The organism is Pseudomonas sp. Ma2-10 (assembly GCF_054330215.1).
The window spans coordinates 271028-283662 of record NZ_JBTEYL010000004.1; the positions used below are offsets into that span (position 1 = coordinate 271028).

At 59.7% G+C, this 12635-nt stretch carries 10 protein-coding genes and 2 pseudogenes; 2 read left to right on the forward strand and 10 right to left on the reverse strand.

Features of this window, described 5'->3' with window-relative positions; translation table 11 throughout:
• Nucleotides 1–4: 4 nt before the first annotated feature.
• From ACXPVS_RS08420 to ACXPVS_RS08430, 3 genes are all read right to left on the reverse strand, one after another.
• Nucleotides 5–736 carry an amidotransferase gene (locus ACXPVS_RS08420; RefSeq protein WP_458509511.1) on the reverse strand — a complete coding sequence of 244 codons (732 nt, stop codon included), beginning with the start codon at nucleotides 734–736 and terminating at the stop codon, nucleotides 5–7.
• A gap of 95 nt (nucleotides 737–831) precedes the next feature.
• The gene (locus tag ACXPVS_RS08425; protein WP_458509512.1) at nucleotides 832–2976 is read right to left on the reverse strand and encodes a 3-hydroxyacyl-CoA dehydrogenase NAD-binding domain-containing protein; all 2145 of its coding nucleotides are present in this window, start codon (nucleotides 2974–2976) and stop codon (nucleotides 832–834) included.
• Nucleotides 2977–3000: 24 nt separating this feature from the next.
• Nucleotides 3001–4206: an acetyl-CoA C-acetyltransferase gene (locus ACXPVS_RS08430; protein ID WP_458509513.1), complete on the reverse strand. Its 1206-nt coding sequence runs from the start codon at nucleotides 4204–4206 to the stop codon at nucleotides 3001–3003.
• Between the two features lie 582 nt (nucleotides 4207–4788).
• On the opposite strand from ACXPVS_RS08430, the gene ACXPVS_RS08435 reads away from it, so the two are divergent.
• On the forward strand, nucleotides 4789–5610 hold the full coding sequence (locus ACXPVS_RS08435) for a c-type cytochrome (RefSeq protein WP_458509514.1): 822 nt from the start codon (nucleotides 4789–4791) through the stop codon (nucleotides 5608–5610).
• Between the two features lie 5 nt (nucleotides 5611–5615).
• Here the strand turns inward: ACXPVS_RS08435 and ACXPVS_RS08440 are convergent.
• The 7 genes and pseudogenes from ACXPVS_RS08440 to ACXPVS_RS08470 form a co-directional block, all read right to left on the reverse strand.
• Nucleotides 5616–6339: pseudogene (locus ACXPVS_RS08440) on the reverse strand (transglutaminase family protein).
• 68 nt (nucleotides 6340–6407) lie between these two features.
• Nucleotides 6408–7282 (reverse strand): annotated as a pseudogene (locus ACXPVS_RS08445) (alpha-E domain-containing protein); the annotation flags it as partial.
• Nucleotides 7283–7294: 12 nt separating this feature from the next.
• Nucleotides 7295–8704, reverse strand: coding sequence for a circularly permuted type 2 ATP-grasp protein (locus ACXPVS_RS08450; RefSeq protein WP_458509515.1), 1410 nt, complete (start codon nucleotides 8702–8704; stop codon nucleotides 7295–7297).
• Nucleotides 8705–9100: 396 nt separating this feature from the next.
• The gene (locus ACXPVS_RS08455; protein WP_008148805.1) at nucleotides 9101–9442 is read right to left on the reverse strand and encodes a ribonuclease E inhibitor RraB; all 342 of its coding nucleotides are present in this window, start codon (nucleotides 9440–9442) and stop codon (nucleotides 9101–9103) included.
• Nucleotides 9443–9655: 213 nt separating this feature from the next.
• Complete coding sequence (locus tag ACXPVS_RS08460; protein ID WP_458509516.1) at nucleotides 9656–9889, reverse strand: hypothetical protein; 234 nt, start codon at nucleotides 9887–9889, stop codon at nucleotides 9656–9658.
• 214 nt (nucleotides 9890–10103) lie between these two features.
• On the reverse strand, nucleotides 10104–10295 hold the full coding sequence (locus ACXPVS_RS08465; protein ID WP_008148797.1) for a PLDc N-terminal domain-containing protein: 192 nt from the start codon (nucleotides 10293–10295) through the stop codon (nucleotides 10104–10106).
• A gap of 64 nt (nucleotides 10296–10359) precedes the next feature.
• Nucleotides 10360–10890, reverse strand: a complete 531-nt coding sequence (locus ACXPVS_RS08470) for a hypothetical protein (protein WP_458509517.1) — start codon at nucleotides 10888–10890, stop codon at nucleotides 10360–10362.
• 178 nt (nucleotides 10891–11068) lie between these two features.
• Between ACXPVS_RS08470 and ACXPVS_RS08475 the strand changes: the two genes are divergently transcribed.
• Nucleotides 11069–12550, forward strand: a complete 1482-nt coding sequence (locus ACXPVS_RS08475; RefSeq protein ID WP_458509518.1) for a methyl-accepting chemotaxis protein — start codon at nucleotides 11069–11071, stop codon at nucleotides 12548–12550.
• Nucleotides 12551–12635 lie beyond the last annotated feature (85 nt).

A 12635-nucleotide genomic window follows, 5' to 3' on the forward strand; every position in this document is an offset into this window, starting at 1 on the left:
CAGCTCATTGAGCCGATCCAGCTTCAGGCTTGTGTGCCACAAATCGCATCATCCACTCCGCAACGGTTGTGCCGTGATGGTCGTGTTCAAGGCTCGCCATACCTTTCGAGTAAATCTGCTCGCCCAGCGCTTCCTGACGAATATCCAACAACGCGCGCGAGTAATCGTGAATGAATTCGGGATGTCCCTGGAAGCACAGCACCTGATCGTTGATGTGGTACGCGGCGAACGGGCAGAAATCGCTGGAAGCGATGACCGTGGCGTTTTCCGGGAGCGCGGTGACCTGGTCCTGATGGCTGATCAACAAGGTCAGCGCTTCCCTCACCGGGCTCATCCACGGCGCCTTGGCGGCGAGTTTGTAGTTGTGGGTGCCCACGCCCCAGCCCTGGGTCGCGCGCTCGCTCTTGCCGCCCAGCAGCAGCGCCAGCAGTTGATGGCCGAAGCACACGCCCAGCAGTTTGTCGCCGCGCGCGTAGCGGGTCAGCAGGTAAGCCCTGAGGGTTTCAATCCACGGGTCGGTGCCGAAGGAATCGGCCTTACTGCCGGTGACCAGGTAGGCGTCGAAGGCCAGCTCATCACTGGGATAGTCGCCCTGCATCACGTTGTACACCGTGAACTCGGCAGCGATGGGTTGCTGCGAAAACAGACGCTGGAACATCTGCCCGTAACCCTGATATTGATCGATCAGTTCCGGACGCAGGATGTCGGTTTCCAGAATGCAGATGCGTAACGACATGAAAAATACCTGACACGTGATGGGAATAATGCACACCCTAGAGCCTGCCTTGAAACACCGTGGCAAGGCAAGCCCCGGAATGCGTCGCCCGCCCCCTAAAACGCCTCCCCTTTGGCCGCTTTCTCCAGCAATAGCGCAGGGGGTGCGAATCGCGCGCCATACTGCTCCGCCAGGTACTGGGCGCGGGCGACGAAATCTTTCACGCCGTACTGGTTGATGAACTGCAGCGCGCCGCCGGTCCAGGCGGCGAAGCCGATCCCGAAGATCGAGCCGATGTTGGCGTCCGCCGTCGAGGTCAACACCCCCTCCTCCACACAGCGCACGGTTTCGATGGCTTGCACGAACAGCAGCCGATCACGCACGTCCTTCGGCGAAATCTGCCCGTCAGCCTTCTCGAAACGGCTTTTCAGCTCTGGCCACAAATGCTTTTGCCCACCCGCCGGATACTCGTAGAAACCACCCCCGGCAGCCTTGCCCGGACGCCGGTATTCGTTGAGCAGCAAGTCAATCACGGCGAACGCCGGGTGCTCAATCAGCGGTTTCCCTTCTGCTTGCAGGTCTTTGGCGGTTTGCTGGCGGATATGGCTCATCAGGCTGAGGGACACTTCGTCGGAGATCGCCAGAGGTCCGACCGGCATGCCGGCCTTGCGCGCTTCGGTCTCGATCATCGGCGCGCTCACGCCTTCGCCCAGCATGGCGATGCCTTCGTTGGTGAACGTGCCGAACACCCGCGAGGTGAAAAAACCGCGACTGTCGTTGACCACAATCGGCGTTTTCTTGATTTGCAGGACGAAATCGAACCCGCGAGCCAGGGTTTCGTCGCTGGTGCGGGCGCCTTTGATGATTTCCACCAAGGGCATTTTCTCCACGGGGCTGAAAAAATGCAGGCCGATGAACGTGCTCTGATCCGGCACGGCGGTCGCGAGGCCGCTGATGGGCAAGGTCGACGTGTTGGAAGCAATCACCGCATCCGGGCCAACGACTTTTTGCGCCGCCGCAGTGACGTTGGCTTTCAGATCGCGATCTTCAAACACCGCCTCAATGATCAGATCACAACCGGCCAGATCGGCGTCGCGTTCGGTGGGGTGAATTCGCGCCAGCACTGCATCGCGCTGATCAGCGCTCAATTGGCCACGAGAAACCTTCTTGTCCAGCAACGCCGCCGAATGAGCCTTGCCCTTCTGTGCCGCCGCAAGATTGATGTCCTTGAGCACCACGTCGATGCCGGCCGAGGCGCTGACAAAGGCGATGCCGGCGCCCATCATGCCTGCGCCCAGCACGCCCACGCGACGCGTCACGTAAGGTGCAAAGCCCTTAGGCCGCGAGCCGCCGGCATTGATTTCGTTGAGCTGGAACCAGAGCGTACCTATCAGGTTTTTCGACACCTGGCCGGTGGTCAATTCGGTGAAATAACGGGTTTCGATTAGGTGCGCAGTGTCGAAATCCACCTGAGCACCTTCTACCACAGCGCAGAGGATTTTCTCTGGCGCGGGCAGGCAGCCCTGGGTTTTGCTGCGCAGGATCGACGGCGCGATGGCCAGCATCTGCGCGACGTTCGGGTCCGACGGCGTACCACCGGGAATCTGGTAGCCCTTCACGTCCCAGCGCTGCACAGCTGAAGGATGGGCGATAATCCAGGCGCGAGCCTTGGCCAGCAGTTCATCACGATCCGCCGCCAGTTCATCAATCAAACCAGCCCGCAACGCCTGCCTCGGCCGCACTTTCTTGCCTTCCAGCAAATAGGGCAAGGCTTTTTCAATACCGAGCATCCGCACCATGCGCACGACCCCGCCACCGCCCGGCAGCAGGCCGAGGGTCACCTCCGGCAGGCCGACTTGCACCGAAGAATCGTCCAGCGCAATCCGGTGATGACACGCCAGGCAGATTTCCCAACCGCCGCCCAACGCGGCGCCGTTGATCGCGGCGACCACCGGCTTGCCGAGGGTTTCCAGGGTTCGCAATTGCCCTTTGAGCATCAGCACCCTGTCATAGAAGGCTTTGGCTTCAGGCTTGCCGACCTTGATCAGTTCGTTGAGGTCACCGCCGGCGAAGAAGGTTTTTTTGGCCGAGGTGATGATCACGCCAGCGAGGGTGTCTTGGTCGGCAACGAGCCTGGAGACACACGCGGCCATGGCTTCGCGGTAGACCGCGTTCATGGTGTTGGCGCTCTGGCCCGGCATGTCGATGGTCAGGACGACGATCTGGTCCTGACCTTTTTCGTAGCGAATGGCTTCGGTCATGGAAGGTTTCCTTGAAGTCGGGGCTCAGTGGCGTTCGATGATGGTGGCGATGCCCATGCCGCCGCCGACACACAGCGTCGCCAGGCCATAGCGCAGGCGCCGGGTTTCCAGTTCGTCGAGCAGCGTGCCGAGGATCGCGCAGCCAGTGGCTCCCAGCGGATGGCCCATGGCGATGGAGCCGCCGTTGACGTTGACCTTGTCCGGGTCGATCGCCATGTCTTTGATGAATTTGAGCACCACCGAGGCGAACGCTTCGTTGACCTCGAACAGATCAATGTCTTCGACCCGCAACCCGGCTTTGGCCAGTGCCTTGCGGGTGGCCGGCGCGGGACCGGTGAGCATGATGGTCGGATCGGTGCTGGTGATCGCCGTGGCGACGATCCGCGCCCGCGGTTGCAAACCCAGCGCCCGGCCCTTGGCCTCTGAACCGATCAGCATCAGCGCCGCGCCATCGACGATCCCGGAACTGTTACCCGCCGTGTGCACATGGTTGATCCGCTCAACATGGCTGAAGACCCGAAGCGCGGTGGCATCGAAACCCATTTGCCCGATCATCTCGAAGCTCGGCTGGAGCTTGCCCAAACCTTCCATGGTTGATTCGGCGCGGATGAATTCATCGTGATCGAGCAGGATAATGCCGTTCTGGTCCTGCACCGGCACCAGCGATTTGTTGAACGAACCGTCGGCGCTTGCCCGCGCAGCCTTTTGCTGGGAGTGCAGCGCATAGGCATCGACGTCTTGACGGCTGAAGCCTTCCAGCGTGGCGATCAGGTCAGCGCCCACGCCTTGAGGGGCGAAATGGCTGTGAAAACTGGTTTGCGGGTCCTGCGCCCAAGCGCCGCCATCGCTGCCCATCGGCACGCGGGACATGGACTCAACACCACCGACCACCACCAGGTCTTCGAAGCCGGAACGCACTTTCATCGCCCCAAGGTTCACCGCCTCCAGCCCCGAGGCGCAAAAGCGGTTGATCTGCAAACCCGCCACGCTGACATCCCAATCCGCCACTTGGGTCGCGGTTTTGGCAATGTTGCAACCCTGGTCGCCGATGGGCGTCACGCAGCCAAGTACCACATCGTCGACCTGACGGGTATCCAGAGACGTGCGCTGCTGCAGCGCGGTGAGCAGCCCGGCTACCAGATTCACAGGTTTGAGGCTGTGCAAGGCGCCGTTGGCCTTGCCTTTGCCGCGGGGGGTGCGTAACGCGTCGAAAATCAGAGCGTGGGTCATGACGGCCTCGAACCTGAGCGGGGAGTAAATGCAGAGTCCCCACCTTAGGCCGAGCGGCCCTGGATTCAATGACCGCAGTGCTCACAGACGTTGACGGTCACGCTCAGACGGACGGTAGGCAAGGACTGAGTTAACCGATTCAGGACACCAAGCTGTCTAGCCAACGGGCGCCCAAGAAGCTGGCAATAGGCCTCATGCCTTTTTAAGAGCAATTTATGTGAACCCCATACGAAATGGATCTAAAGCAAGCGTGACGCGGGCTCTAAGGTGAACTTGTACGAAGTTGTCGTCGGGTTTTGCCGAGGCGCTCGTCAAACAGGAAGTGCAACGTCCTGCCGTCATGGAGAAATGCAGGCAGGCATCAGGAAATAACAATAAAGGCGGTCAAGCCATGTTCAAACAATCGAAAGTACGTCAAGCCGGGCTCATTCTTTTCGCCACTACGCTGTTGTTGATTTTGCCGAATCTGACCAAGGTGATCGGCTGATTTCGCTACAGATTTTATTTCGCCCTCTTAAAAAGGTGAGTGGTTCGCTACCCGGGTCAGCGCGGGTGTGCCAATCTTTGCGGCACTTCCACGACATGGACGGCGATCCTTTGAAAACGCTCATTTTGTTCGGGGCCTTGCTGCTCAGCACGCCTCTGTCTGCCGCACAGCTGAACCTTGAGCTGGGCGCGAGCAGTCGCACCTGGCAAACCGAGGAATTGCTCAAGCATCCTCAGGTTCAGACCCTCACTATCAATAACGACGTTTCCTACAAACGGGACATGCGCTATCGCGCTGTTCCGTTGGCTGCGTTGTTGACGGGCATCAAGCCTGAAGACCATTTACAGGCGGTAGCCCTGGATGGTTTTGCCGCAGAACTGTCAGCCGCGCCGTTGCTCAATACCCAGGGTGCGCGCGCATGGCTGGCGATTGAAGAACCCGCCAAGCCGTGGCCACCGCTGTCGGAAGGCAAACCCGGCGCCGGGCCGTTCTATCTGGTCTGGACCGATCCTCAGGCGGGCGATATCAGTCCCGAGCAATGGCCCTTTCAAGTGGCGAGCATCCGGCGCTTGGCTCCGGTGGCCGAACGCTTCCCTGCCCTGCTGCCCGATCCGGCGTTGAAAGCTGACGATCCAGTGAACAAGGGCTTTGCGCTATTTCAGAAGAATTGCCTGGCGTGTCATCGATTGAACGGCGCCGGGGATGCGCAGTTTGGGCCTGACCTGAATATTCCGTTTAACCCGACCGAGTACTTCGGCGCGGATTTCCTCAGACGCTACATTCGTGATCCGCAGAGCTTGCGGCAGTGGCCTCAGGCGAAGATGCCCGGTTTCTCGGCGGCGGTGTTGCCGGACGGGGATCTGGAGAGGTTGGTGGGGTATTTGAAGCACATGGCAGGGCGCAAGGTTAAACCCTGACACCCTTACTGCTGTTGCACTGAGATCACGGGCATCGGCGTTGGCGAAACAAACACCTTCGCGTGCATCTGCTCGCAACCACCGCCACGCCGCATGCCACGCACCGGGCAGGCATCCAGGTAATCCAGGCCCACCGCCAGTTTCAGATGACGCTCAGGCCGCGCCAATTCATTGGTCACGTCAAAGCTGTACCACGCGTCATCGAGCCAGGCTTCTGCCCAGGCGTGACTGGCCAGGTGTTCGCTGTTCTCGCTGTACAAATAGCCCGACACATAACGCGAAGGAATGCCCAGGCTGCGAGCGCAGGCGAGAAACGCGTGGGTGTGGTCCTGACAGACACCCGAACGCCCGGCGAAGGCCTGGGCGGCGCTGGTGTCCACTTCGGTGGACCCCGGCGTGTAGGTCATGTGCTGGTTCAGGCCATGCATCAAGTCGATCAGCGCCGTGCGATCCCGGCGCTGCTTGCATTCTTTCTCGGCGAACCCACGCAGGGCTTCGTCGGCTTCGGTCAGGCGCGTGAAGCGCAAGAACGGCAGCGCCGACTGGCTTTCATGCTCCGCCTCACGCAATTCGTCGATGTCCACCTGGCCCCGGGCGCGGCAAGTCGAGCTGCCAGCTGAGCACATGCTGGCGCTCACTGTCGTGGGGGGTCAGTCGCAGGTACTGGATGCTCGCCCGCACCTGATCTTCGTAGTGATAGGTGGTCTCGTGGCTAATGGAAAGTCTCATGCAGCCTCCAGGTAGGAACTGTGTATGGCGTTACCCAACTGGCGCACCAGCGGGATGAACTCGGTCAGCCAGGCGTGCAGGCCTTCGTCGAGAATTTCGGAGATGCCGGTGTAGCGCAGGCGTGCGTCCATTTCCGCTGCCAGGCTTTGCGCCGGACGGCCGTTGGCCCCTGGCAGCTGGGCAAGGATCTGGTCGATTTCTTCAAGGCTCGCAATGATCGTGGCACGTCAGCGCGCAGCAACAGCAATTCCGCCACATGCCGGGCACCGGGCGCATCGCGGTAGATCTCGGTATAGGCCTCGAACGAGGACAACGCCCGCAGCAAAGCACTCCACTGGTAATACGCGTGAGCGGTGCCATCGCTGACCGCCTCGGCCTGATCGCCAGCCATTTCGTAGCGGGCGTCGAGCAGGCGCAACGTGTTGTCGGCCCTTTCGATAAACGTCCCAAGACGAATAAAGCGGAACGCATCGTTACGCATGATCGTGCCGTAGGACGCGCCCCGGAACAGGTGGGAACGTTCCTTGATCCACTCGCAGAATCGGCTCATGCCGTAGCGACTCAAGCCTTGATCCGCTATCCCGCGAATTTCCAGCCAGGTGGCATTGATGTTTTCCCACATGTCGGCGGTGATTCGCCCACGCACCGCATGGGCACTGGCCCGCGCGGCGCCGAGGCAGCTGTAGATGCTCGCCGGGTTGGCCGCGTCCAGGGCGAAGAAATGCAGCAGCCGTTCCGCGTGCAATTCGCCGTGGCGTTCCAGGTAGTCGTCCAGGGTGCCGGTGATCAGCAACGGCATGGCGAGTTCATGCAGGCCATCACCCCGGCCATCCTGCGGCATCAGCGACAGCGAATAACTGATGTCGAGCATCCGTGCGAGGTTTTCCGCCCGCTCCAGGTAACGCGACATCCAATACAAATCCGAGGCAGTTCTACTTAACATGGCAGGCTTCCTTCAATCCTCGACCACCCAGGTGTCCTTGGTTCCACCGCCCTGGGATGAATTCACCACCAGGGAGCCTTCGCGCAGGGCAACACGGGTCAAGCCGCCGGGCACAACCCGGGTTTCGCGGCCAGACAATACAAACGGGCGCAGGTCGATGTGGTGTGGAGCGATGCCGTTTTCGACAAAAGTCGGACAGGTCGACAGGCACAACGTCGGCTGGGCGATGTACGCATGGGGCTTGGCGTTGATCCGCGCGCGAAAAGATTCGATTTCCGCCGCCGTCGCTGCCGGCCCGACCAGCATTCCGTAACCGCCGGAGCCCTGGGTTTCCTTGACCACCAAATCCGGAAGATTGGCCAGTACGTGGGACAATTCGGCGGGATTACGACACTGCCACGTCGGCACATTCTTCAGAATCGGCTCTTCATCCAGGTAGAAACGGATCATGTCCGTGACGAATGGGTATACCGACTTGTCGTCCGCGACCCCGGTGCCGATGGCATTTGCCAGCACAACATTGCCGCAACGGTATGCCGACAGCAGCCCTGGAACGCCAAGCATCGAGTCCGGGTTGAACGCCAGCGGATCGAGGAACGCATCGTCGAGGCGACGGTAGATCACGTCGACGGCTTTCGGCCCGTCCGTGGTGCGCATGAACACCTTGTCATCCCTCACGAACAGGTCCGCGCCTTCCACCAGTTCAACGCCCATTTCCCGCGCCAGAAACGCATGTTCAAAGAACGCGCTGTTGAAACGACCCGGCGTCAGTACCACCACGCTCGGGTTATCAATCGGGCTGGCGCTTTTCAGGGTGTCGAGCAACAGGTTCGGATAGTGGTCGATAGGGGCAATGCGCTGGGCCGCGAACAACTCGGGAAACAACCGCATCATCATCTTGCGGTCTTCAAGCATGTAGCTCACGCCGCTCGGTGTACGAAGATTGTCTTCAAGCACGTAGTACGTACCGTCGCCGTCGCGCACCAGATCGACACCGGAGATGTGGGAATAGATATCGCGGTGCAAATCCAGCCCTTGCATCGCCAACTGGTATTGCTCGTTGGCCAGCACTTGCTCGGCCGGGATGATGCCGGCCTTGATAATGCGCTGCTCGTGATAAAGGTCGGCGAGGAACATGTTCAACGCCTTGACCCGTTGAATGCAGCCGCGCTCGACGACTCGCCATTCACTGGCGGGGATGCTGCGGGGGATGGTGTCGAAGGGAATCAGGCGTTCGGTCCCTTGCTCATCACCATAGAGCGTGAAGGTAATCCCAGCGCGATGAAATAACAGATCGGCCTCGCGTCGCCGTTGCGCCAAAAGCTCGTCAGGCGTTTCGGCCAGCCAACGGGCAAATTCCCGATAATGCGGGCGGACCTGGCCGCCGGCATCGTACATCTCATCAAAATAGGTGCGGATCATGCCGTACTCCTTGTCACCCGGACATCTGGGCTTCGCAAAGCCCGTGCCATCGGCATAAACGCTTTGATATCAATCGGTTGGGAAATCGCACCGCACGCACCGCACCAATCCTGTGCGGTAAATGCCCCCACCTGATCGCCCCCGCTTCATTGCGAAGCAATGTTGTCGCCTATCACCAGCATAGCTAGAGTTGATTTCACTGCCCGGGAGTCCCTGCGGATAATCCGCGCATTCACTGAAAATGTTGACGAACTTCCCTTTAACCGCCTGCTCAGGCGGTTTTTTTTGCGCCGGATTCTTGTTTCAGGGTTTTGCCTGGTGCAGTTTCTGCCCCGCACAAACGAAAACGGCCAACCCTGAGGTCAGCCGTTGCTGAGTGTCGTCACTGTTCATAAGTTATGCGAGTCGCCCTCGTACCTCCTGCTTGACGCCCCATCCTTCGATGATGCCGCCCAAAGGCTCGACCACCGCCTCGAAATCCTGCTCAAAGTCGCCGATGCCGTCATAGGTGGCGTACATCACTTTGCTCAGTTCCAGGTACCACGCGCCATCGTCGCGCACACTGATTTGCGCATTCAAGGATTCACCACAGTAATGCCCTGCCGCCCTGCGCGCCCGCTCCTCGTCCGGGAAAATGGCGTAGAACTCGATGGGATGGAATCGTGAAAAGTCGAAACCGCCTTCTTTCATGCGGCGCAAGACGCTGGTGCTGATGTCTTCTTGATAGGCTGTGCTCATGAAACGTCCCCCTCAGACTGATGGATAGACTTTCCGTATTCCCGGCACCCGCAACCGAATGGGGCGAGCGATGCGGCAACAACGTTGCCGGTGGGAAGCAAGCATGTAGCTGACAAGACCAGACCTTAGCGATCCGTTCGCTGATCTCGATTGCAGAGTAGCCGCAAGATAGAGCCGTTGCCAAGGCCTGGTTAGGAATGAGACAGGAGATGTTCAGATTGGCGTGATGCTGAGGATTTCAATGCTGTACTGGGTCTTCAAATTTCTGACAGTCGGATTATCGATGCGCCCTTCCAGATCGTTGAGGTCCAGTTCGGCAGCCACAGGCAGACGCCGGGCGCGAATGAGCTTCGCGGCCTGCTCGTTGTTCGGGCACTCATCGCTCTCGAACACCTCACTAACTTTTTCACCGTGATCATCAACGAAAGTGACTTTCCACTTTTGCATCAGGTGCCTCCTCGATCAAAACCGTGAATGGGCTTACCACTATCTCGACATTATTTCCCGGCCAATCGTTCAACCGCTCCCTCTATTAAGTCAAGCACGAAAAAGGGCCACCCCCGGTGTGTTTTCACACAACCTGAGACGGCCCTTTCTGGCTTGCTCGAAATCAGTCGTTGCCTGGTTTGCTCACCGCCGGCAGAACGTACAGCGGCAACTGTCAGATCCTTACATTGCCCCGGGGACCGGCAATGGCCCAGATGATCAGGCCCAGCACTGGCAGCAGCAGGATCAGCAGCACCCAGATGATTTTCATCCCTGTGTCGGCACCACTTTTGAGCACGTTGATGATTGCCCAGATATCCAGGGCAAGAATAATCAGGCCAATCAGACCGTTGAAAGTGGAACCCATGGTGTCGCTCCCAAAGAGTGGTTTGCACTCTTAGGATAGCCGCGCCTTGCGAGGGTTCCTTTTTTTAAACGTGGACGGCAATTTTGAGGGCTTCCAGCGAGGGTGCGGCAGCGATGCCGACTTGGGCGCACAACTCGAGTACGCGCGGCACGTCGTTACCGTAGACCAGCACCACTTGCAGTTCGTCGTCGAGCAACTGACTGAAGTTCATCAGCGTGTAACCGCCGTTTTCCTTGCTCATGCTGCCCATCTGCACCTGAATGCGATTGAGCGCGGTCAGGGCTTCAGTCTTGGCCAGTTGCTTGGGTTTGATATTGAAATCAACGCCGGGCCCGAACGAGGAAACGATCTGGGCGAACAGGTCCATGTAGGTGTCGGCCTGGAACAGCACAGTCTCTGGCAAACTGCCGACGACGACCCACTCGCCCAGCGGAATCGGGAACGTTTCGTCGTAGTTGATATCCGGATTGGCCGTCAGAAAAGCCTCAGGATCGGCGTAGGCCTGGGCTGCTTCGTCAGCGACTTTCAGGATTTCGTCGTCGCTCATGCACCCGGAGCTTATTTTGCTGATGAGTTCGACGAGTGCGGCTTTCATGGGGCGGAATCCTGTAACGAGGGAATTTTGAAGGCGCGAAGGATAGCGCATTACGCCACGCAATTCCTGTGTGCAAGCATGGCCAGGAACGTTGACCCACATCAAGATCCGGCGCCCTGCGTAGCGGCACAATACTGGCACCTTGCCAAAACTGTTTCCGCTATCAGAGAAGACCTCCATGGGTGCCTGGCTTAGCAATATCTCGCTGAAATACAAATTCTGGGCGGTCAACGCCGTCGCCTTCGTCACAACCTTGTTGCTGGTGTTGTACGCCGTACAGCTCGAACAACAGGCCCGCAGCGATGCTTATCAGGCATCGGCACAAGCCCAGGCGCGACTGCTCAACGCCTGGCCCGCCGGGCAGCCGCTGCCACCAGCCGATAACGTGCTGACGTTCAGTCGCGGGCAGGCACCGTTGCTGAACGGGCAGCCGCTACTGGCGCTGGCCGACACCAACGGCTGGGTCGCAATCAATGCCATGCCGCTGTTCGGCAACAACCTGTTGATGGGCGCTGAAGTGTTTACGCGCACGGATGGCAACCAGGTCGCGGTGATTGCTCATGGCCCGAGCCTGACCCAGGTATTTGGCGAGCGCTTCACCCACTATGCCGTAGCCGTGGCGATCCTGATGCTGGCGATGCTCGGCGCTTCGCAATTGTTGATCCGCTTCCTGCTCAGCCAGCTCAATACGCTGAAGGATGTGATGCTTCACGTCGAGAAAACCGGTGACCTGTCCGCCCGCGTGCCGCTGGCGTGCACTGACGAAGTCGGGCAGATGGCCAATGCCTTCAACGCCATGCAGGCTGGATACCAGCGAGTGGTCAACACCGTCGCCAGCACCGCCCGGCAACTGGATGTCGGCGCGGCGCGGTTGGCGTCGAGCATGAACGAGGTGCGTCACGGCATGCTCGGCCAGCAAAGCGAAACCGATCAGGCCGCCACGGCGATCAACGAAATGACGGCCACGGTCTATCACATTGCCCAGCACGCCGGCGCCACCCGCGACCTCTCGCAAACCGCCGACACCCTGGCCGGCAGCGGGCAGGAAGTGGTCAGTCGGGTGCAGAAGTCGATTGCCGGCCTGTCCAGCGGGGTGCAACAGACTGCCGAGATGATTCAGCGTCTGGCCGAGGACAGTCAGAAGATCAACGGCGTGGTCAGTGTGATTCACAGCATCGCCGAGCAGACCAACCTGCTGGCGCTGAACGCAGCGATTGAAGCGGCCCGCGCCGGTGAAATGGGTCGCGGTTTTGCGGTGGTCGCCGATGAAGTGCGTAACCTGGCCAAACGTGTGCAGACCTCCACGGACGAGATCACGATCATGGTTTCGGCGTTGCAGGCCGGAACTCGGGACGCGGTGGATTTCATGCAGGAAAGCTCGTTCAAGGCCGACGATTGCGTGCAGCAGGCTCAGGAAGCCGGCGCAGCGTTGGCGCAAATCACCAGCGCCGTGGCACAAATGCGCGAAAGCAACACGCAGATCGCGGTGGCGGCCGAGCAGCAGAGCCACGTGGCGGAAGAGATGAATCGAGCGGTGGTGAGCATTCGGGATGTGACCGAGAACACCGTGCAGCAGACCGTGGGGTCGGCGACTACCAGCAATGAGCTGGCGGCGTTGGCCGGGGAGTTGAGCAAGGCGATAGGGCAGCTCAAGTTGTAAAGGCCTGTTCAACATCAATATTGAACATGACACCTATCACGCCGATAGCCAGCCTTGACTCGCCGACGGGTTCGGAGCGGCCTAT